Consider the following 19,470-nt stretch of genomic DNA (forward strand, 5'->3'; position numbering starts at 1 on the left):
AATGCGGCGTTTTACATCTTTTGAAGCGCGCATCGACTCCGTTGCGCATCGCGTTCTCGACAGGTTGCCTGCACAGGGCCCGGCTGGCGCGCTGGTTGAGTTCGCCGTATTCGGATTGAAGCAGGCATGGGCCTGCCTTTTTGGCGGGTTGCTGCTCGCGCTGATCATTGCAACACATTATCTGTGGCCGCAGAATGCCGTCCTGGCACGCTACGATTTCCTGTTTCTTGCAGCGCTTGCCATACAGGTGCTCATGCTGGCCGGCGGTCTTGAGCAACCGTCTGAAGCGAAGGTCATCCTTATTTTTCACGTGGTCGGCACGGTGATGGAGGTCTTCAAAACCTCAGCTGGCTCGTGGATCTATCCGGAAGAGAGCGTCTTTCGCGTCGCCGCAGTGCCGCTCTTCTCGGGTTTCATGTATGCCGCCGTGGGATCCTACCTCGCGCGCATCAGCCGGATTTTCGACATGCGCTATACCCGATATCCGGCTTTCTGGATGACATTGGTGCTCGCTGCAGCGATCTATGTGAACTTTTTCGCCCATCACTACACGGTCGATATGCGTTATGGTCTCTTTGCAGCCACGGCGCTGCTTTTCGCACGCACCACGGTGCACTACCGCGTGTTCCGGTTTCGCCACAGAATGCCGTTGTTGCTTGGGTTTCTGCTGGTGGCGCTGTTTATCTGGTTTGCAGAGAACATCGGCACCTGGTCCCGTGCCTGGATCTACCCGGATCAGTCCGGTGGATGGACGCCGGTTTCCATTTCCAAACTGGGCGCGTGGTATCTCCTGATGATCATTTCCTTCGTTCTGGTGTCGGTGGTTCATCGTCCGCGAACACCGGAAGAATGCCGGTTGCTGGATGGTCGGCCAAGCGCCGGTCAGGCCGACGCTGCCCTTTGAGGTGAAACCACCTCCAGGTGTCAGTGGCTATGACCCGTACCGGACGTCTTGCCGCGAGCCGGGCCTGCCATAAGCTCCAGATCGATCGTTCCCGCTTTTTCGAATTGCAGCGTCAGCGGTATGGACTCGCCCTCCTGAAAACCCTTCTCCACCTGCATGAACATCACGTGGAGGCCGCCAGGCTCCAGCGTCACCGTCTCGCCGGCAGGTATCGTCAGGCCTCCTTTGACAGGACGCATGACCATCACGTCATTGTTCATTTCCATACTGTGCACCTCTACCTTGCCTGCGCGTGGGGAGGTCAGCGACAGGAGCCGGTCATCGCCTGCGCCGGTATTTTCGATCACCATATAACCGCCGCCTGAAGGCTGACCGGGTAGCATGGCCCGCACCCTGGCGTCAGCGATCTTCAGGTCGCCGGCCTCGACGACGTGGCCGGTCTGATGGTCCATGGCCGGCGCTGCGATGGCCGAGGCAAGCAGGGGGAATGCGGCAACCGCCGCGAGGAGAATGTTTGAGCGCATGGTTCTGCCTTTCATGACTGAGCTTTGAACTACCGGAAACCCGGGCTTGGAAAGATCAGACAAGGGCAGGGGGAGCGCGAATGGCGTGTGCTGTCGCGCTGGCGGGGGKGGTGGAAACGCGGTTGCCCCAACAGGGGGCAATGGCGTCGCTTCCGTGCCATATGGGCAGGGCCAGCACTGCGATTTGCGGTGAGGCCGATGAAAATTGGTAGCCGCACGCATGGCCACTTACACATAGCGGGCATTGAGACGCGCGCGGATGCTCGCGACTGTCATCGGATGCCGTGCCGATCCCGTAGGTCGTACAAATGACGAAGCCATGGGAGACCGGTGCAGTCGCAGCCAGGGCCAGCGGCTGCAGCAGCCCCATTAGCAGCGAGATAATGCCAACCGCCGCGAAAAGCTTTGCATCGCGGCGCAGGCTCTCAAACCAGCTTTTGTTACCCGGCCATTGCGTCATCCACGAATGCCTAGCCGATTGCTGGCCGTGCCGCCAGTACCGCCGGCTGCGGCATGGGAGCTCAGAGCTCGTAGAACTCGGCGATCTTGGCCCAGGCTTCTTCTGCCGTGTCGACAAAGGTGATCAGTTCGTCATCACCGGGAGAAATCGTACCCTGTTCGGCCAGGAAGGCCAGATCGATCGCACCTTCCCAGAACTCCTTGCCAAACAGAACCACCGGTACCCGCTCCATGCGCCCGGTCTGAATAAGCGTCAGGGTTTCGAACAGTTCGTCCATCGTGCCGAAGCCACCGGGGAACACGGCAACCGCCTTCGCCCGCATCATGAAGTGCATCTTGCGGATGGCAAAGTAGTGGAAGTTGAAGCAGAGCTCCGGCGTCACATAAAGGTTTGGCGCCTGCTCATGCGGCAACACGATGTTGAGGCCGATGGAGGGCGCGCCGCAATCGGCAGCACCACGATTGCCGGCTTCCATCACGCCCGGTCCACCGCCTGTCACCACCACATATTCGCGGTAATAGGATTTGGCCGATTCTTCCGAGCAAAGCCGCGCGAAATTGCGGGCTTCCTGATAGTAGCGGCTGTTCTTTTCGAGGTTCTTTTTCTGCGTCTCGTTCTTGGCCGCCCAGGCCTCTCCTCCGGGCTCGGGCAGGCGCGCGCCGCCGAAAAGGATTACGGTGGAGCGAATGCCGCGCTCGGCAAGCACCATTTCCGGCTTCAGAAGTTCCAGTTGCAGGCGCACCGGGCGCAATTCGCGCCGCGTCATGAAGTCTTCGTCGTCCCAGGCAAGACGATAGGTTTCCGCGCGTGTTTGCGGTGTGTCGGGCACTTGCCGCGAACGGCGCAGATCCTCATCGGAATGCGGTAGAGGCGTCCAGCCGTTCTCGTCTTTCGAATCCATCGTCATTTATCCGTCCTTTGGCGCGTCCCCGCGCGATCCCGAGATTGACCCCCAGTGACGCTTCGCATAGTTTCCGCGCCGACCTGGGTCATTTTCCCAAACTATGGCTGAGCCTTTAACAGCTTGTTCAATGGAGCCGCAAGCATGACGAGTATCGATGTCGCCGCGCTGGAAACAACAATCGAAAAGGCATTCGACGAGCGCGACGGCGTTTCGACCGACACACGCGGCGAGATTCGCGACGCGGTGGAAGCCGCGCTGCACCTGCTCGACAGTGGCAAGGCGCGGGTTGCCGAGCGTCAGGCAGATGGCTCCTGGAAAGTAAACCAGTGGCTGAAGAAGGCTGTGCTTCTTTCTTTCCGCCTGAACCCGATGCAGGTCATCAAGGGCGGACCGGGTGATGCCGTCTGGTGGGACAAGGTGGCGTCGAAATTCGATGGCTGGAGCGCAAACGAGTTCGAGAAGGCCGGCTTCCGCGCCGTGCCAAACGCCGTTGTGCGTCACTCGGCCTATGTCGCGCCCGGCGTCGTGCTGATGCCGTCCTTCGTTAATCTGGGCGCCTATGTGGGCGAGGGCACCATGGTCGACACCTGGGCCACCGTCGGCTCCTGCGCCCAGATCGGCAGGAATGTGCATCTTTCCGGCGGTGTCGGCATCGGCGGCGTTCTGGAGCCCATGCAGGCCGGCCCCACCATCATCGAGGACCACTGCTTCATCGGCGCGCGCTCCGAAGTGGTTGAAGGCTGCATCGTGCGCGAAGGCTCGGTGCTGGGCATGGGCGTCTATATCGGAAAATCCACCAAGATCGTCGACCGCGCCACGGGCGAGATCTTCTACGGCGAAGTTCCGCCCTACTCGGTGGTCGTCGCCGGTACCATGCCTGGTAAAAACGTACCGGGCGAGAACTGGGGCCCGAGCCTCTACTGCGCCGTGATCGTCAAGCGCGTCGATGAGAAGACCCGCTCCAAGACGTCGATCAACGAACTCCTGCGCGACTGACGAGCGGCGGAGAAGCGCAATGCCCAAGGGACAGATAGCCTGGCTGTTTTTCGGCTTTTCCGGAAGGGTGAGCCGCGCCGCCTTTTTCCTGGCGGGCATGCTTCTGGCTGTCCTGCAGGCCTTCGCGCTCTATCGTTTCACCCTGGCGCCGGAAGGCAGCGGCGCCAGCGGCATGTGGGCGCTGCTTTTCTGGGGCCTCTTCTTCGTTTCGGTCTTTTCCTCGGTGGCGCTCGGCGTCAAGCGTCTGCATGATTTCGGCAAGCCCGGCATTTTTGCTGTCGCGCTCTTTATCCCGATGGTGTCGATCCTCGCCTTCATCGTGCTGTGCCTCTATCCGGGCGATGCGGGCGCAAACGAATATGGCGATCGGACAAACGCGCCGAAGCAATAGAAGGTTTGCCGCGTGACAGGCACGTCCTGTTGGATTATCCCTTGCGCATGACACTGCCGACCGATCCCGCCGCAAACCTTGCCGAACTCATTCGCTGCCCTTCCGTCACACCGGTGGAAGGTCAGGCGCTTTCCGTGCTTCAGGGCATGTTGAAAGCGCTCGACTGCACCGTCGAACGCCCGGTCTTCTCCGAAGAAGGCACGCCCGACATCGAAAATCTCTATGGCAAGCTCGCGGGCGAGGGCCCGCATCTCATGTTTGCCGGTCATACCGATGTCGTGCCGCCGGGCGATGAGAGCGCCTGGAGACATCCGCCCTTTGCCGCCGCCATTGCAGATGGCCAGATGTATGGCCGGGGCGCCGTGGACATGAAGGGCGGCATCGCCTGTTTCGTTGCCGCACTCGCGCGCTATGTGGAAGCCCACGGCAAGCCGAAAGGCTCCGTTTCCTTCCTCATCACCGGCGACGAGGAAGGCCCGGCGCTTAACGGCACGGTCAAGCTTCTCGAATGGGCCGCGGAGCGTGGCGAAAAATGGGACGCCTCGATTGTCGGCGAACCCACAAATCCGGACCGGCTCGGCGACATGATCAAGATCGGCCGGCGTGGTTCGCTCACCGGTCGCATCACCGTCAATGGCCGTCAGGGGCACGTCGCCTATCCGCACCGGGCAGACAATCCGGTGCCGGGCCTCATGCAGCTGCTTGAAGCGCTGCTTGAGACGCCTTTCGATGAAGGCACGGCGGATTTTCAGCCAAGCAATCTGGAAGTCACCACGGTCGATGTGGGCAACACAGCCACCAACGTCATCCCGGCCAGGGCCACGGCGGTCTTCAACATCCGCTTCAATGACACGTGGAGCGTTGAAAGCCTGCAGGCCGAAATCCACAACCGTCTCGACCGTGCCGCAGCGGAAAACCGTCTGCGCAGGGGCGCTGAACAGCCGGTCGAATTCGACATCGACTGGCTTGGCCGCCCGAGCCCCGTTTTCCTGACGCGGGACGAAAAACTGATCGAGACCCTGTCGGTTTCGATCGAGTCCGTGGTCGGGTCGCGTCCACAACTCTCCACCTCCGGCGGCACGTCCGATGCACGCTTCATCAAGGATTATTGCCCCGTCGTGGAGTTTGGTCTTGTCGGCCAGACCATGCACATGGTCGATGAACGGGTGGCACTGTCCGACCTCGAAACCCTGACGCAGATCTATCTGCGCTTCCTTGAAGACTGGTTTGCCTGACGATGCCCTCATTCGCCGAGATCCAGCAGTATCTTGCCGGTGTCTGGCGCATGATGATGGGGCGCTCCGAAGGCCTGCGCCTGCTCGATCTGTCGGCAGACGGCTTCTGGAACTCGTTCTTCGCCATCCTTGTTGCCTTTCCGCCAATGGTCGTTGGGTGGGCTGCGATCTCTAACGAGCTGGCTGGCGTTGAGATTTTCGCCTCCCGCTTCTCGCTGTTCACACGCTTGATGATGACGGATCTCGCCACCTGGATCGTGCCCTATGCCATCCTGGCGCTTGCCGCGCGCCCGGCCGGCATTGCCGACCGGTTTGTGCATTACGTGGTGGCAAACAACTGGGCGTCGGCGCTGTTCGCCTGGGTCACGCTCCCGGCCATGCTCATGCGGCTGCTTTTCCCCGAGGCCGCGGATCTTGCAAATCTTGTCACCTTCCTGATCTTCCTTGCAACGATGGTTCTCTCCTGGCGGCTCACAAACGTCGCCATCGGCAAAGGACCGGCTGTCGCCACAGCCGTCTTCGCAGCCATGTTCGCGGCCTCGCTTGCCGTTCTGTTCACTTTTGAAGGATTGCTTGGGCTCACACGCGCCGGATAGGGCGAAGCTGGCAGCGGCTCGCAGTCAAGCCCACGGGCGTTCAGTAATCCACGCGCGTCAGGTATAGCCCATGCGGCGGGGCAACCGGGCCGCATGCCTTGCGGTCGCGGGCCTCCAGCGCCCGGGTCACATCGTCCGCGCTCCAGCCGCCTTCGCCCACCCGTTTCAGCGTGCCGGCAAAGGAGCGCACCTGATTGTGCAGGAAGGAACGGGCCGAGGCGCGGATTTCAACGAATTCCCCGTTGCGCGCCACCTCCAGCTTTTCCAGCGTCTTGATCGGGCTCTTCGCCTGGCACTGGGCCGCGCGGAACGTGGTGAAATCATGGGTTCCAACCAGCCGCTGCGCGGCCTCATGCATAGCCTCTGCATCGAGCGGTGCCGCCACATGCCAGGCATGGGCGCGGTCAACGGTCAATGGTGGGCGGCGGTTGTGAATGCGGTAGAGATAGTGCCGCGCCCTGGCGGAAAACCGGGCGTCGAAATCATCTGGCACCTGCGCGGCCTCGATCACCGCAACCGTTTCCTCGGCCATTGCAAGATGCGCGTTGATTGCGTTCTGCACGGTGCGCGCTGTCCAGTCGCGCGAAAGGTTGAAATGCGCCACCTGCGCCAGCGCATGAACACCTGTATCGGTGCGTCCGGCACCGAAAAGCGTTACCTCTTCACCGGAAAAGGCGGCAATGGCATTCTCAATTGCCGCCTGCACCGAATGGTGTTTGGCCTGCCGCTGCCAGCCGAAATAGGGTCCGCCATCATACTCGATGTCGATGCGGAAGCGCGCCATGGTCAGAGCCCGCCAAAGGCTGAAGCATAAACGAGTTTTCCTGTGCTGGGTGCGTCATCACCCCAGCGCACCGCCTGCAGTGCCTCGCACTGATACGCGCTCTCGAACTTTGCGGCATCTTCATGCCGATAGCCGAAACGGCCATAATAAGCAGGCTCGCCCAGAACAACAGACAGCGTTTCGCCGGTGGTGATCAAACGCCGATGGGCCTCCTCGACAAGCCGCGCAGCGATACCCTGTCGCTGGTGGGTGGGCGAAACGGCAAGCGGGGCGAGTGCCACGGCGGGAAAGCGGGTGTCGCCGTTCACGACATGAAGGCGCGAGAAGAGCACATGACCGCACACCACGCCTTCAGTTTCAGCCACGAGCGAGAGAACCACGTCGCCATCAGCATGCAACGACTGAACGAGACCCGCCTCGCCATCGCCATCAAAGGCGGTGCATAGCAGGGCATGAACCGCGTCGCGGTCGGCAATGGTTTCGATACGAATGTTCATTGCGCTCATGGAAGTACGGTTCCTTTTTCCAGATTGACACCGCGCAGGAAATCCTGGGCCTGCATCGGTTTGCCGCCGGCGCGTTGCACGCTGGTCAGTCGCACTGCGCCATCGCCGCAGGCGATCGTCAGCTGTTCATCCAGCACTTCACCCGGCGCGCCTTCGCTCTTGCCGATCTCCGCACGCAAAAGTTTGACGCGCTCGGGCTTGCCGCCGAAGGTCATCTCGCACCATGCACCGGGAAAGGGCGAAAGCCCGCGAATGTGATCGTGCACCGCGCGTGCCGGGCGGGTCCAGTCGGCGCGGGTTTCGTCCTTCAGGATCTTTTTGGCATAGGTCGCGCCCTCGTCGGGTTGCGGTGTCAGCGTCAATGTTCCCTTTTCGAGCGCGTCCATGGCTTCGACCATAAGGGAAGCACCCGCATCCTTCAGAACATCATGCAGTTCGCCCCCGGTCATATCGGAGGTGATGGCCACGCGCGTTGTCATGGCAACGGGACCGGTGTCGAGGCCTTCGTCCATTTTCATCACCATCATGCCGGTCTCGGTATCGCCGGCCATGATCGCACGCTGGATGGGGGCAGCACCCCGCCAGCGGGGGAGAAGCGAGGCGTGTCCGTTGAAACAGCCGAGCCGCGTTCCGTCCAGAATGGGTTTGGGTAGAAGAAGCCCGTAGGCCACCACGATGGCGGCATCCGCATCGAGTGCAGAAAATGCGGCCTGCTCGTCCTCAGCCTTGAGCGATTTCGGGGTTCGAACCTCGATGCCGAGCGCTTCTGCGGCCTGATGAACGGGCGATTTGGTGAGTTCCAGTCCACGCCGTCCGGCAGGTCGCGGCGGCTGCGAGTAGACGGCGACGATCTCGTGCCCGGCCTCAGCCAGCGCCTGAAGGGTGGCAACGGAGAAATCCGGAGTGCCCATGAAGATGAGACGAAGTGCCATGCCGCGTGTCCGATGCGTCCAGTCAGTCAAACGAGCGCACCCGCGCTCTTGCGGTGCTTGAAGCGGATTTATCCACTTCCGGTCAAGCCCTGCTGGGCCAATTGCCTCACCTGGCGGGAGTGGGTTAGCCGACCATGCGCGCTGGCGGGCGATCCTTGGCAAGCTTCCTGAACTTGCGCACCACCATGTCGCGCTTGAGCTTCGACAGATAATCGATGAACAAAACACCATTCAGGTGGTCGATCTCGTGCTGAAGGCAGGTGGCGAGCAGACCGTTGGCCTCGACGCTCTGTTGCTTTCCGTCGAGATCGAAATAATTGACGGTCACACCGGCAGGACGTTCCACCTCCGCATAGTAGTCAGGGATGGAAAGGCAGCCTTCCTCGTGCACGTTGCGCGCATCGGTGCTCGCGACGATCTCGGGATTGATCACCACCATGGGTGCAGGCTCTTCGTCCTTTTCCGAAACATCGATCACCAGCATGCGCAATGGTTCACCCACCTGGATGGCGGCAAGGCCGATGCCTGGCGCGTCATACATGGTTGCCAGCATGTCGTTGGCAAATGTGCGCAATTGATCATCAAAGCGCTCGACCGGCTTGGAGGTTTCACGCAGGATCGGGTCGGGAAGAAGAACTAGCGGTCTAATCGTCATGGCGTTCAGGTAAGCCCTGCCTGTGAGAACGTCAATACAGAACACTTGTTCACGTTTTGGTCTTATGATGGTATCACGAATCGTCTAGAGTGCCGGCCATGAATGAGATGTCCGATATTTTTGCCACGCCCGTGGCGCAGTTCGGGGCCAGCACGTTTACGCTTGGCCAGCTCCTGCTTGCCGGCGGTTTCCTGCTTTTTGCGCTGATGATCGCGCTTGTTACCGGGCTGTGGCGCGCGGCGCGCGCCCGCGCGGTGGCGGCGGCAGAGGCCGCCCAGCACGCCCGCGAGGCGGAGGCACGCATGGCCGAGCTCACCCGGGCACAGGCCGAGCTTCAGGGGCGTATGGGCTCGATTGCCGAAGTCTTCGGCAGCAGGCAGGCGGAATTGACCAAGGCCCTTTCAGAGCGGCTCGATGGCATGAGTTCGCGGCTTGGCCAGTCCATCACCGAGCAGACCAAGTCGACCCATGAAAATCTCGCAAAGCTGCAGGAGCGGCTGGCGGTCATCGACACGGCACAGAACAACATTCAGTCGCTCGCCGGCCAGGTGGTCCAGCTTCAGCAGATCCTCTCCAACAAGCAGACGCGCGGCGCCTTTGGCCAGTCGCGTATGGAGGCGATCATTGCCGACGGTCTGCCGCACACGGCCTATGAATTCCAGGCGACGCTTTCCAATGGCAGCCGGCCCGACTGTATCGTCAAGATGCCCAATGATGCGCCATCACTGGTGATCGATGCCAAATTCCCGCTGGAGGCATGGAATGCCATCCGTGCGGCATCCGAAGGCGAGGGCGGTTCGCCCGAAGCCCGAAAAGCCGCCGAATCGGCGTTTCGCCGGGATGTGGAGGTGCATATCAAGGCGATCTCGGAAAAGTATCTCCTGACCGGCGAGACGCAGGACACGGCCTTCATGTTCGTGCCGTCGGAATCGATTTTCGCCGAAATCCACGAGAATTTCGAAAACCTTGTCCAAAGGGCGCACCGGGCACGGGTGGTGATTGTTTCGCCTTCGCTCCTGATGCTTTCGATTCAGGTCATTCAGGCCGTTCTGAAGGATGCGCGCATGCGCGAGCAGGCACATTTGATCCAGGCCGAAGTGGTGCGTCTCATGGAGGATGTCGGCCGGCTCGATGACCGGGTTCGCAAGCTGCAAACCCATTTTATGCAGGCGAACAAGGACATCGACATGATCCTCACCTCGACCGACAAGGTCACCAAGCGCGGGGCTAAGATCGAGGCGCTGGAGCTGGGCGCGGGCGAGACCGAGAAGTCCGGTGGAAGTGACAACCGCCTCGCTCCCAAGAAGCCGAACGACGAGGGCGGACCGGGATCCGGCCAGTTGCGGCTGCGCGTGGTTGACGAATAGTTCGAATATTTTCGAAATAGTATTGACCGTCTCTGAGTGCACGCGTAGACGCCTGCAGATGGAACATGAGACAGCCTCCAGCCAGCTTGAAGCGCTGGGCAATGCCATTCGCCTCCGCATCTACCGCATGCTGGTGCGCGCGGGTGGTGAAGGCATGCCCGTCGGTGCGCTTCAGGAGCGCTTGTCCATGCCGGCCTCCACGCTTTCGCATCATTGCAAGAAGCTTCTGGAGACCGGGTTGATCACGCGTGAACGGCGCGGCACCACGCTGATCTGCCGCGCGCATTACCCTGCCATGCATGCCTTGATCGGGTATCTGGCCGATGAGTGCTGTGCCGACAGCACCACCAGTTCAACCCGGGGAGAGCACTGATCATGGTGCAGGCGTTGACCGCTGAACCTGGTTACCGGCGCATGATCACGGCGCTCGGCATTGCCCAGATCTGCTCCTGGGGCTCGGTTTTCTACAGTTTCCCGCTCATCGCAGAAGCAATGCGCCTTGATCTCGGCTGGTCAAAGCCGCTTCTTTACGGGGGAGCCACGGCGGGTCTGGTTCTGGCTGCACTCGCTGCCTATCCGGTTGGTGCAGCGATCGACCGGGGGCAGGGCCGATGGGTCATGAGTGGCGCGTCGCTCATGGCCGGGCTGCTTTATCTTCTATGGTCGCAGATCGACAGTGTCGCCATGTTCTATGTGGTTGTCCCGCTGCTTGGAGCGCTACAGGCGGCAACACTCTATGAACCGGCCTTCGCTGTGCTCGCCCGCCGGGTCGGTGCACTGGAGGCGCGGCGAGCAATCACCGCGCTCACACTGTGGGGTGGCTTCGCCAGCACCGTATTTGTGCCTTTGGTTCAATGGCTTATCGACACGCTTGACTGGCGCGGCGCGCTGATGGTGCTCGGCGCCATCAACGCCTTTGTCTGCGCCAGCCTCTATTTCGCGGTGATCGACCCCACAAAAGACCGGCCGAAAGAGCCGGCAAGGGACACCGGAACGCCCGAACTTGCCGGTCGCGCTGCCGTTTCCTGGGCCTTTCGCCAGCCGGTCTTCTGGGCGCTGGTGCTTTTTCTCGTGCTTTATGCCGGCGTTTTCTCAAGCCTGAGCTTTCACCTTTACCCGCTTCTCCTCGAACGTGGATTGAGCGCCGGTGAAGTCGTCAGCATCGTCGCCGTCATCGGTCCGGCGCAGGTTGCGGGCCGTATCGCCATCTGGACCTTCACTCCGAAAGCCCCCGTGCGCCGGATCGGCGCGATCATGGTGGGCGTATTTCCGCTGGTCCTCATCGGCTACGCTTTCGCGCCGCCACATATGCTCGTGATTGCTGCCATTGCCGCCTGCTATGGCGCTGCCAATGGCATGATGACAATCGTGCGCGGGCTGGCCGTGCCGGAAATGCTGAGCCGCGAGGCCTATGGCGCGATCAACGGCGCGCTCATAACCCCGTCCCGAATGGTGGAGGCGATTGCGCCGCTGGGCGTTGCCGCTCTCTGGGCGGCAAGTGGCGGCTACGACCTCTATCTGATGCTCGCCTTCGCTGCCACACTGGTCATGGTCGGTGCGTTCTGGACCGCGTCATTCATGGCGCGGCCGAAATTCCCGAAAACGGTCTGAAACCGGAGAATTCCGCTTCGTTTGGCAGGTTTTTTCGGAATTCGCCCTGAAATTCCGAAAAAACAACTCAGCCTGAAAACCGTGCCTTCAGCGCTTCAAGTGCTTCCGCATCCGCCGCCGGCCGGTCCCCGAACGCGGTCACGAGACAAGCCTCGGATCGCAGGATTACACCGTCGTCAAGTACCTTCAGATGGTTCGCCTCAAGCGTCGATCCGGTCGAGGTGATGTCGACGATCACGTCGGCCGATCCGGCCGCCGGAGCGCCTTCGGTCGCGCCGAGGCTTTCCACGATCCGGTAGACCTGAATGCCGTGCTTCTGGGAGAAGAACTGCTGGGTCAGCCGCCAGTATTTCGTGGCGATCCTGAGCCGGCGTCCGTGCCGGTGTCGAAAGTCGGCGGCAACATCGTCGAGATCGGCCATGGTCGAAACGTCGAACCAGACCTCCGGAACTGCGACCACCACATCGGCGCGGCCAAAGCCGAGCCTCGCGGCAATTTCCACCCTGCGTTCCCAGTCGGGAATGGTCTCGCGCACCAGGTCCTCGCCGGTCACGCCGAGATCGACCGTACCGCGCTCCAGTTCGCGCGCAATTTCGGAGGCCGAGAGAAAGGCGATCTCGACACCGTCCACGCCTTCAAGCCTCGCGCGATAGCGGCGGTCGTTCTCCGGCAGATGCACGGTCAGACCGGCCTTTTCGAGCTGTGCCAGAGCGTTTTCCTTGAGGCGACCCTTGGAGGGCAGGGCGAGGGTGATGCTCATGCCGCCGTCTCCCTGAGTGCCGCAACGCGATCGAGCCAGATGGAAAAGCCGACGCCGGGAATGGGCGTCTCCGCACCCAGAAGGGTCAGAAGCCGGTCATAGCGCCCACCGCCAGCCAACACCGTGCCTGTGGGAGAGGCGATCTCGAACACGAACCCGGTGTAATAATCGAGCGGACGGCCGAAGCCGGCATCATAGGTTAGCGCCTCAAGCGGCAGGCCCTCGTCAGAAATCCGCTCAGCGCGGGCGGCGAAGGTTTCGACCGCATCATCGAGGATCAGCCCGTTGTCGGCGGCGAAAGCAGAAAGCCGCTCGCCGGCCTCGGCCAATGGTGTGCGCATGGCGACGAATGCCTTCAGCGCGCTCATTGCCTCATCCGTCAAACGCACACTGCGCAGTTCCGCCTTCTCGATGAGCCGCCGGGAAATCTCCTGCGGCGTGCGTCCGGCTGTGGGTGAAAGGCCTGTCTCTTCCATGACCACGCTGACATGTTCGGCAAGGGCGGCCTCGTCGCCACGCGCCACAAGACCGGCAACGGCGCGTGGCAGATTGGAAGCGGTCTGCGGGTTGGCCAGATCGTCGAGGGCTGCCTGCAGAAGCTTTTGCGAGCCGAAAGCGCGGGTCAGGCGCATCTGCCAGCCGCGTGGCAGGCCAAGGGCCGAAAGCACCGCCTCGAACACGGCCTGATCGCCCAGCGTGACGGATAGCGCGTGGCCCGGCAGAACACGCGTCAAAAGCGCATGTGCATCGGCCAGCGAGCGCGCATCCGCGCCGGCGCGGTCGCTCGCACCAAGATCCTCGATGCCCGCCTGAAAGAACTCGGCTCCGCCCTCGCGCTGCTGACGGAAAACCTCGCCCAGATACGCGTAGCGCTGCGGGGTCGCCGCGCGCTTGTCGATATGGTCGCGGCAGACGGGAATCGTGAACTCGGGTCTGAGGCAGAGATTGGCGCCGGTCTCGCTCTCCGTCAGGAAGATGCGGCGGCGCAGATCCTCACCCGCCATGTCCAGAAACGGATCGGCGGGCTGGATGATGGCGATGTCGGTCAGCACCGCCTCGCGTTCGGCAAAGAGCGCGAAGATGTCGTCGGCAAAATCGGGTGTGCGCAGGGTCATGACTTGGATGCTTCGGCCTGTGCTGCAAGCATCCTGCGCACTGTCTCGACGAGTTCGCCTTCGCTGACGGTCAGCTGCGCCACGCGGGCCTCGCGCCATTCCTCATTGCTTTCGATCTCGGCGGACAGCTTCTTGCCCTCGATCAGATCCTTGATCTGCACCTCGCCATTGGCGCGCTCGTCCGCACCCTGGATGATGGCAAGCGGCGAACCGCGACGGTCGGCGTATTTGAGCTGGTTGCCGAACTTCTTCCAGTTGCCCTGATACATCTCGGCGCGAATGCCGGCGGTGCGCAGCGCCTGCGTGAACTGCTGGTATTTCGCCATTGCCTCGGTGTCGCCGTCCATGACGGTGACGAGGACCGGCGGCAGGACGGGATCCTGACCGAGCTTGCCGAGATTCTTGAGCGCGGTCGCCAGACGCGACACGCCGATGGAAAAGCCCGTTGCCGGAACCGGCTGGCCACGGAAGCGCGAGACGAGCCCGTCATACCGCCCGCCACCGCCAACGGAGCCAAAGCGCACGATCTCGCCCTTCTCATTGGGGATTTCGGCGGTCAGCTCGGCCTCGAAAACGGGGCCGGTGTAGTATTCAAGGCCACGCACGACGGAGGGGTCGATGAGGATGCGAGCCTCATCGTAGCCGGCCGCTCGGCAGAGGTTTTCGATTTGCGCGAGTTCTGAAACACCGGCCTGAAAGGTCTCATTGTCGAGCTGGTCAGTCTTGCCATCGACATAGTCGAGAACGATCTGGGCATTCGCTTCACCCAGCCCCGCACCCTTAGTAAAATCGCCTTCGCCTTCCTTGCCGCCGTCCCAGCGGCCTTCGCCCAGAAGGAGCTTCACGCCTTCAGGGCCAAACTTGTCCAGCTTGTCGATGGCGCGCAGGACGGTGAGCTTCTGCGCCTCGTCAGTGACGCCGATGGCCTCCATCACGCCGTCGAGCACCTTGCGGTTGTTGACGCGGATCACATAGTCGCCGCGGGCAATGCCCAGCGCTTCCATGACATCGGCCATCATCATGCACATCTCGGCATCGGCGGCCACGCCCGGCGCCCCCACCGTGTCGGCGTCGAACTGCATGAACTGGCGGAAACGGCCCGGTCCCGGCTTCTCGTTGCGGAACACATAGCCCGCCCGGTAGGTGCGGTAGGGAAGCTGGATATCGTTAAAGTTCTCGGCCACGTGACGCGCCAGCGGGGCGGTCAGGTCGTAGCGTAGCGAGAGCCACTGCTCATCATCGTCCTGAACGGAGAACACGCCCTCGTTCGGCCGGTCCTGATCGGGCAGGAATTTGCCGAGCGCGTCGGTATATTCGAAAATGGGCGTCTCGACCGGGTCGAAACCATAGCGCTCATAGACCTCGCGGATCTTTGCGCACATCTCGTCCACGGCGCGAATGTCGCCTGCATGGCGGTCGACAAAGCCGCGTGGGAGCCTCGCCCGGGTCTTGTCAGCCTTTTTAGCCATGTCGAAATCCGTCCGTGAAAAGAAGAAAACCGCGCCCCGAAAGGGGGCGCGGCTGTCCTAGCCGATCATGGTCGAAGCGGCAAGGCCGAAGCGGGAAGCCCCCCGGCGTCAGCCGACGATACGAAGGTTGGAAAGCTCGTCGCCAATGGCCTTGAAGGCGTCGTCCAGATCGCCGCCGGTGGCGTTCCAGAAGAGTTTCACCGGCTTGCCGTTTCCGTCCTTGCGCGTGCGCGAGTCGGAAGAGCAGGCCTTCAGGGCATCGATCTGCTTCTTCTCGGTGGAATCGCGGCTGTCGAGATCGAGCGCGACCGTCATCACGATGATGTTGTCGCTCTTCGCATTCTCACAGATGGCGCTCATATGACTGGTCATTGCCGCCGAGTAGTTGCTGTTGGAGTAGTTGTATTCGCTGACACCGGTAGCGCCCTTGAAAAGGCGGCTTTCACCGGCGCGATTTCTCACATAGCCATAATTGGAATAGATCGACTTGTTGCCGGCAAGGTCGTTGCCACCCGAGCGGTAGTAGGTGCCCGAATAGCTTTGGGCGGTGATGCTGGTGGGCGTGTAATAGGTGTTCGCGCCGTCGGTCAGGACGATGACCACCTTGTCGTTGCCCTTCTCATTGTCAGGTCGGCCCTCGGTGAAAGGTGCGCGGCCGGAAACCACCCGCCAACCCCAGGCAAGACCTTCGGTTACATTGGTTGCGCCACCGGCATCCATATCGTCGATGGCGGCATTGATCTTGTTCAGACCTTCGGTTTTGCCAACATCGGTCAACGGGGTGACCGGCTTGGTGCTGCAACTCGCATTCGGGCCCTCGTTGATGCCCATGCTGCCTGTTTCATAGGGGGTGAAATATTTCGGCATATAGGCCTGGTCATAGGCGGCGGAGGTCGAGCCGCTGGTAAAATCGTCCCACCAGTTGTTGTTGGCCGGACGCCAGCTTGAATCGGTCTGGTCCGTTTCATCCGGTGCGAACATCGGGACGAAAAGGCTCTTCGGATTGCTGCTGTCGGGCGCATCGTCATTGATGTTCAGCGGATAGGGGCGCATTTCCACGCAACCGGCCCAATTGGTAAAGCGGTCATATGTCGTGGTTTTTGTCTCAACCCATCCCCAGCTCCGGCAGGAGCCGTTGTTTCGATAGCGGGTGCATTCATAGTTCCATTCAGACGTAGTGCCTGAAATGCGCTTCATCTGGTCGTAGAGCGTAAAACGGGTGACCTTCTGGCCTTCCTCGTCTCCCCAGCCGCTGCCACGCTTGTAATAGACGCCGCCTGACTGTTCGACGCGCTTGTTCGGATCGGCCGCCTTCATCGTCGACCAGTCGAAATTCTCATGATGAACGGGCGACACGCCGTCCGTGTCCATCCAGCTTGCACTGGCGTTGTCCGGGCCCACATTCACGGATGCCGCGAACGGCACGACGCCGAACTGCACGGGCTTCTGGATCTGTTTCATCTGCGCGCCCTCGGCGGCGATGGTCTTCACCAGTTCCTTCGCGGCCTTCTTCAGGATTGTCAGACGCTTCTCGAACGATCCGGTCGACGTGTAGTCCATCGATCCGGAATTATCGAGCACGAGTGCCACTTCCAGCGTGTTCTTGAGGCGAATTTCGCTCTGAGCGCGGAAGTCGATCTTCGTTTCCTCATCGATGGCTTCTTTTCGCAGCTTCTGAAACACCGGATAGAATATCGGCGCATATTTCAGCTCCGCCTCAAGCTTCAGTGTGCCGCCACCGGTGTTCTGATTGGGCAGTGTGATGAGCAGTTTCGTGTTCTCGGGTTTTACGTTGCCGAGATTGGCCTCGAAGAAATCCTTCGCGTAGGCCTTGGCTTCTTCGTCGCTCGCTCCCTGGGTGAGGTAACGGGCAGTGGCGATGCCTGCGGCATCGAGCGCATTCAGCGTCATCTGCCGCTGTCGGGAAATCTGGCTGTAGTCCACCACGAGGGCGGCAACCCCCATGATCGGCGCCATGACGAGCGCCGTCATCATGGCAAAATTGCCGCGACGGTCATGCGCGAATTTCCTGAACATCTGTGCCACCCCACTAAAGGTACTGGTCCAAAATCCCCCTGAAGTGCTTAACCGGTCGTAACCGGTGCGATCGCGGATGCTTTCTTGGTTCTCATGAGGTTAACCCCTTGTCTCAAATGCCCTGCACTTTGACCGGGGTGATAAAACCGGGTGACAGGAAAGCCAGCATCCGATAATTCCGGGCCTGAGCCCTTCTCACCGCACTTCAAATATCCGAGACAACCTGTCCCCCATGCCTCAAGCTCCGCAGATCATCGATACGCTCGACCGCCTCACCGGTTCTTACGACGCCGTCCTTTGCGATGTGTGGGGCGTGGTTCACAACGGTGTCACCGTTTTCCCCGAGGCCTGCGCCGCCCTTTCACGGGCGCGGGCTGCCGGCAAGGCGGTTGTTCTCATCACCAACTCCCCACGCCCGCATCAGGGCGTGGAAGAGCAACTCGGGGCATTGGGAGTTCCCGGCGATGCATGGGATCGTGTCGTGACCTCCGGCGATGTGACACGCGACCTGATCCGCACCGCACCACGGCGTCTCTTCCATATCGGGCCTGATCGGGATCAGGCGATTTTCGACGGGATCGACGTGGATCTGGTGGAGGATTTCGAAGCCTCGGGCGTCGTCTGCACCGGCCTGTTCGACGATGAAAACGAGACGCCGGAAGATTATGCGGAGATGCTGCAGCGCCTCAGAATGCGCGACCTGCCGTTTATCTGCGCCAACCCCGACATCATCGTCGAGCGTGGCGACCGTCACATCTGGTGCGCCGGTGCGCTGGCGCGCGATTACGGGCTTCTTGGCGGGCGCACGCTGATTGCCGGCAAGCCGCACCGCCCGATCTATGAGGCAGCGTTCGAGGCGGCCGCCGAGATCATGGGAAGCGAACTGGCGCGCGAAAAGGCGCTCGCCATCGGCGATGGCGTGCTGACCGACGTGAAAGGCGCCGACCAGTATGGCATCGATGTCCTGTTCGTGACCGACGGCATTCACGCGCGCGAATATGGCAATGGCGAAGGGCCGGAGCCTGACCGACTTGCGGCGTTTCTCAAAACCCATGGCCACAATCCCGTGGCGGCCATTCCGCGTCTCAGATAGGGTGCGCGCGTGGCCGGACCGATCAAGCGCATTGCAGATCTGATCGAAATGCCCGCCCCGCTTCGCGGCGGTGTGGTGGCCATCGGCAATTTTGATGGCGTGCATCGCGGCCACCAGTCCGTGCTGGAGCCGGCACTTGAGATTGCCCGGCGCGACAACGTTCCCGCTCTCGTGCTCACCTTCGAACCGCATCCGCGTCAGGTCTTCCGGCCGGATGTCCCGCTTTTTCGCCTCACGCCGGCCCCCATGAAGGCAGCGCTTCTTGGGGCGCTTGGCTTCGATGCGGTTGTCGAGCAGCAGTTCGACCGCGCATTCTTCGGTCTCTCGCCGCAGGACTTCGTGCAGTCCGTTCTGGTCGAGGGGCTTGGCATCACCCATGTGGTGACGGGTTTCGACTTTCATTTCGGAAAGAACCGCGGTGGCACGCCCGAGCTTCTCAAGGCGGCCGGACGGGAACACGGTTTTGGCGTGACCGTGGTGGACGCCTATGCCGATGAGGGCGGGGCGGTGATTTCCTCAAGCCGCATTCGCGGACTTCTGGGCAAGGGCGATGTGGCGGAGGCCACGGGCCTTTTGGGCTATCGCTATACGGTAGAGGCCGAGGTGACCGGTGGCCAGAAGCTCGGCCGCACGCTGGGTTTCCCGACAGCCAATATGGCGTTGCCACCTGAAACCGGCCTCAGCCACGGTATCTACGCCGTGCGTTTTCGTCGGGCCGATGGCAGGCTCTACAACGGCGTGGCGAGTTTTGGCCGCCGCCCGACCGTGACGGAAGAGGGCGCGCCGCTTCTGGAAACCTTCCTGTTTGATTTTGACGGTGATCTCTATGGGGAGGTCTGTTCGGTCTCGCTGTTTTCCTTTCTGCGCGGCGAGGAGAAATTCGACGGGCTCGAAGCACTCGTTGCCCAGATGAAGAGCGACGAGGCAGAAGCCCGCGCCCTGCTGGCCGAAGTGAAACCCATGTCCGCCCTCGATCTGACGCTTGCGTTCGACGGGCTGGCCGCGTGAGGCCAATCGCCTCTTTATTCTTGTCGCAGCGTCGGCTAAAAGCCGTTCCCATGATGACACGCGCCGGTTTCATACCGATTGCCATACGAATTATTGGCCCGGCCTTCCGTGCGGCCTGAGTGC

At 61.5% G+C, this 19,470-nt stretch carries 20 protein-coding genes; 10 read left to right on the forward strand and 10 right to left on the reverse strand.

What is annotated here, in order from left to right; translation table 11 throughout:
* The first annotated feature begins 1 nt into the window (after position 1).
* A complete protein-coding gene (locus tag HF949_RS06970) occupies positions 2–904 on the forward strand; it encodes a DUF817 domain-containing protein (RefSeq protein WP_292899333.1) in 903 nt (300 codons plus the stop codon).
* A 20-nt stretch (positions 905–924) separates the two neighbouring features.
* On the opposite strand, the gene HF949_RS06975 is transcribed toward HF949_RS06970, so the two are convergent.
* Together HF949_RS06975 and HF949_RS06980 are read right to left on the reverse strand one after the other, a co-directional pair.
* The gene (locus HF949_RS06975) at positions 925–1,443 is read right to left on the reverse strand and encodes a copper chaperone PCu(A)C (RefSeq protein WP_292899335.1); all 519 of its coding nucleotides are present in this window, start codon (positions 1,441–1,443) and stop codon (positions 925–927) included.
* A 506-nt stretch (positions 1,444–1,949) separates the two neighbouring features.
* A complete protein-coding gene (locus HF949_RS06980) occupies positions 1,950–2,789 on the reverse strand; it encodes an LOG family protein (protein WP_292900049.1) in 840 nt (279 codons plus the stop codon).
* Between the two features lie 144 nt (positions 2,790–2,933).
* On the opposite strand from HF949_RS06980, the gene dapD reads away from it, so the two are divergent.
* The 4 genes from dapD to HF949_RS07000 are packed head-to-tail and all read left to right on the forward strand — an operon-like array spanning position 2,934 to position 6,010.
* On the forward strand, positions 2,934–3,788 hold the full coding sequence (gene dapD / locus HF949_RS06985) for a 2,3,4,5-tetrahydropyridine-2,6-dicarboxylate N-succinyltransferase (protein WP_292899337.1): 855 nt from the start codon (positions 2,934–2,936) through the stop codon (positions 3,786–3,788).
* A gap of 19 nt (positions 3,789–3,807) precedes the next feature.
* Complete coding sequence (locus HF949_RS06990; RefSeq protein ID WP_229447817.1) at positions 3,808–4,179, forward strand: DUF805 domain-containing protein; 372 nt, start codon at positions 3,808–3,810, stop codon at positions 4,177–4,179.
* 47 nt (positions 4,180–4,226) lie between these two features.
* Positions 4,227–5,414, forward strand: a complete 1,188-nt coding sequence (gene dapE, locus HF949_RS06995) for a succinyl-diaminopimelate desuccinylase (RefSeq protein WP_292899340.1) — start codon at positions 4,227–4,229, stop codon at positions 5,412–5,414.
* 2 nt (positions 5,415–5,416) lie between these two features.
* A complete protein-coding gene (locus HF949_RS07000) occupies positions 5,417–6,010 on the forward strand; it encodes a transporter (protein WP_292899342.1) in 594 nt (197 codons plus the stop codon).
* A 40-nt stretch (positions 6,011–6,050) separates the two neighbouring features.
* On the opposite strand, the gene truA is transcribed toward HF949_RS07000, so the two are convergent.
* The 4 genes from truA to def form a co-directional block, all read right to left on the reverse strand.
* On the reverse strand, positions 6,051–6,794 hold the full coding sequence (gene truA, locus HF949_RS07005) for a tRNA pseudouridine(38-40) synthase TruA (RefSeq protein ID WP_292899344.1): 744 nt from the start codon (positions 6,792–6,794) through the stop codon (positions 6,051–6,053).
* A 2-nt stretch (positions 6,795–6,796) separates the two neighbouring features.
* Positions 6,797–7,300: a GNAT family N-acetyltransferase gene (locus HF949_RS07010; protein ID WP_292899346.1), complete on the reverse strand. Its 504-nt coding sequence runs from the start codon at positions 7,298–7,300 to the stop codon at positions 6,797–6,799.
* Positions 7,297–8,232, reverse strand: coding sequence for a methionyl-tRNA formyltransferase (gene fmt, locus HF949_RS07015; RefSeq protein ID WP_292899348.1), 936 nt, complete (start codon positions 8,230–8,232; stop codon positions 7,297–7,299). Before fmt ends, HF949_RS07010 begins: the two co-directional genes overlap by 4 nt.
* A gap of 124 nt (positions 8,233–8,356) precedes the next feature.
* Complete coding sequence (gene def, locus HF949_RS07020) at positions 8,357–8,887, reverse strand: peptide deformylase (RefSeq protein ID WP_292899350.1); 531 nt, start codon at positions 8,885–8,887, stop codon at positions 8,357–8,359.
* 98 nt (positions 8,888–8,985) lie between these two features.
* Between def and HF949_RS07025 the strand changes: the two genes are divergently transcribed.
* Genes HF949_RS07025 through HF949_RS07035 form a run of 3 tightly spaced genes read left to right on the forward strand, consistent with a single transcriptional unit; the run spans position 8,986 to position 11,865 of the window.
* Complete coding sequence (locus HF949_RS07025; RefSeq protein ID WP_292899352.1) at positions 8,986–10,254, forward strand: DNA recombination protein RmuC; 1,269 nt, start codon at positions 8,986–8,988, stop codon at positions 10,252–10,254.
* Positions 10,255–10,312: 58 nt separating this feature from the next.
* Positions 10,313–10,627 carry an ArsR/SmtB family transcription factor gene (locus tag HF949_RS07030; RefSeq protein WP_292899354.1) on the forward strand — a complete coding sequence of 105 codons (315 nt, stop codon included), beginning with the start codon at positions 10,313–10,315 and terminating at the stop codon, positions 10,625–10,627.
* 2 nt (positions 10,628–10,629) lie between these two features.
* Positions 10,630–11,865 (forward strand): MFS transporter, encoded by a 1,236-nt coding sequence (locus tag HF949_RS07035; RefSeq protein ID WP_292899357.1) that lies wholly within the window; start codon positions 10,630–10,632, stop codon positions 11,863–11,865.
* A 67-nt stretch (positions 11,866–11,932) separates the two neighbouring features.
* Here HF949_RS07035 and hisG read toward each other — a convergent pair whose 3' ends face one another.
* The 4 genes from hisG to HF949_RS07055 form a co-directional block, all read right to left on the reverse strand.
* On the reverse strand, positions 11,933–12,625 hold the full coding sequence (gene hisG, locus HF949_RS07040) for an ATP phosphoribosyltransferase (protein WP_292899359.1): 693 nt from the start codon (positions 12,623–12,625) through the stop codon (positions 11,933–11,935).
* A complete protein-coding gene (locus HF949_RS07045; RefSeq protein ID WP_292899361.1) occupies positions 12,622–13,740 on the reverse strand; it encodes an ATP phosphoribosyltransferase regulatory subunit in 1,119 nt (372 codons plus the stop codon). Before HF949_RS07045 ends, hisG begins: the two co-directional genes overlap by 4 nt.
* Complete coding sequence (gene hisS / locus HF949_RS07050) at positions 13,737–15,209, reverse strand: histidine--tRNA ligase (RefSeq protein ID WP_292899363.1); 1,473 nt, start codon at positions 15,207–15,209, stop codon at positions 13,737–13,739. Before hisS ends, HF949_RS07045 begins: the two co-directional genes overlap by 4 nt.
* Before the next feature lie 108 nt (positions 15,210–15,317).
* Positions 15,318–17,246 carry a pilus assembly protein TadG-related protein gene (locus HF949_RS07055; RefSeq protein ID WP_292899365.1) on the reverse strand — a complete coding sequence of 643 codons (1,929 nt, stop codon included), beginning with the start codon at positions 17,244–17,246 and terminating at the stop codon, positions 15,318–15,320.
* 232 nt (positions 17,247–17,478) lie between these two features.
* Here HF949_RS07055 and HF949_RS07060 point away from each other — a divergent pair, with 232 nt between their 5' ends.
* On the forward strand, positions 17,479–18,339 hold the full coding sequence (locus tag HF949_RS07060) for a TIGR01459 family HAD-type hydrolase (protein ID WP_292899367.1): 861 nt from the start codon (positions 17,479–17,481) through the stop codon (positions 18,337–18,339).
* 48 nt (positions 18,340–18,387) lie between these two features.
* Positions 18,388–19,347 carry a bifunctional riboflavin kinase/FAD synthetase gene (locus HF949_RS07065; protein WP_292900051.1) on the forward strand — a complete coding sequence of 320 codons (960 nt, stop codon included), beginning with the start codon at positions 18,388–18,390 and terminating at the stop codon, positions 19,345–19,347.
* The last annotated feature ends 123 nt before the right edge of the window (positions 19,348–19,470 follow it).

The organism is Nitratireductor sp. (assembly GCF_017794765.1).
Lineage (GTDB): Bacteria > Pseudomonadota > Alphaproteobacteria > Rhizobiales > Rhizobiaceae > Nitratireductor.

Excerpts from the sequence above, each read along its gene's own strand:
- HF949_RS06970 (WP_292899333.1), top strand. The coding sequence starts at position 2 with ATGCGGCGTTTTACATCTTTTGAAGCGCGCATCGACTCCGTTGCGCAT.
- HF949_RS06975 (WP_292899335.1), bottom strand. The coding sequence starts at position 1,443 with ATGAAAGGCAGAACCATGCGCTCAAACATTCTCCTCGCGGCGGTTGCC.
- HF949_RS06980 (WP_292900049.1), bottom strand. The coding sequence starts at position 2,789 with ATGGATTCGAAAGACGAGAACGGCTGGACGCCTCTACCGCATTCCGAT.
- dapD (WP_292899337.1), top strand. The coding sequence starts at position 2,934 with ATGACGAGTATCGATGTCGCCGCGCTGGAAACAACAATCGAAAAGGCA.
- HF949_RS06990 (WP_229447817.1), top strand. The coding sequence starts at position 3,808 with ATGCCCAAGGGACAGATAGCCTGGCTGTTTTTCGGCTTTTCCGGAAGG.
- dapE (WP_292899340.1), top strand. The coding sequence starts at position 4,227 with ATGACACTGCCGACCGATCCCGCCGCAAACCTTGCCGAACTCATTCGC.
- HF949_RS07000 (WP_292899342.1), top strand. The coding sequence starts at position 5,417 with ATGCCCTCATTCGCCGAGATCCAGCAGTATCTTGCCGGTGTCTGGCGC.
- truA (WP_292899344.1), bottom strand. The coding sequence starts at position 6,794 with ATGGCGCGCTTCCGCATCGACATCGAGTATGATGGCGGACCCTATTTC.
- HF949_RS07010 (WP_292899346.1), bottom strand. The coding sequence starts at position 7,300 with ATGAGCGCAATGAACATTCGTATCGAAACCATTGCCGACCGCGACGCG.
- fmt (WP_292899348.1), bottom strand. The coding sequence starts at position 8,232 with ATGGCACTTCGTCTCATCTTCATGGGCACTCCGGATTTCTCCGTTGCC.
- def (WP_292899350.1), bottom strand. The coding sequence starts at position 8,887 with ATGACGATTAGACCGCTAGTTCTTCTTCCCGACCCGATCCTGCGTGAA.
- HF949_RS07025 (WP_292899352.1), top strand. The coding sequence starts at position 8,986 with ATGAATGAGATGTCCGATATTTTTGCCACGCCCGTGGCGCAGTTCGGG.
- HF949_RS07030 (WP_292899354.1), top strand. The coding sequence starts at position 10,313 with ATGGAACATGAGACAGCCTCCAGCCAGCTTGAAGCGCTGGGCAATGCC.
- HF949_RS07035 (WP_292899357.1), top strand. The coding sequence starts at position 10,630 with ATGGTGCAGGCGTTGACCGCTGAACCTGGTTACCGGCGCATGATCACG.
- hisG (WP_292899359.1), bottom strand. The coding sequence starts at position 12,625 with ATGAGCATCACCCTCGCCCTGCCCTCCAAGGGTCGCCTCAAGGAAAAC.
- HF949_RS07045 (WP_292899361.1), bottom strand. The coding sequence starts at position 13,740 with ATGACCCTGCGCACACCCGATTTTGCCGACGACATCTTCGCGCTCTTT.
- hisS (WP_292899363.1), bottom strand. The coding sequence starts at position 15,209 with ATGGCTAAAAAGGCTGACAAGACCCGGGCGAGGCTCCCACGCGGCTTT.
- HF949_RS07055 (WP_292899365.1), bottom strand. The coding sequence starts at position 17,246 with ATGTTCAGGAAATTCGCGCATGACCGTCGCGGCAATTTTGCCATGATG.
- HF949_RS07060 (WP_292899367.1), top strand. The coding sequence starts at position 17,479 with ATGCCTCAAGCTCCGCAGATCATCGATACGCTCGACCGCCTCACCGGT.
- HF949_RS07065 (WP_292900051.1), top strand. The coding sequence starts at position 18,388 with ATGCCCGCCCCGCTTCGCGGCGGTGTGGTGGCCATCGGCAATTTTGAT.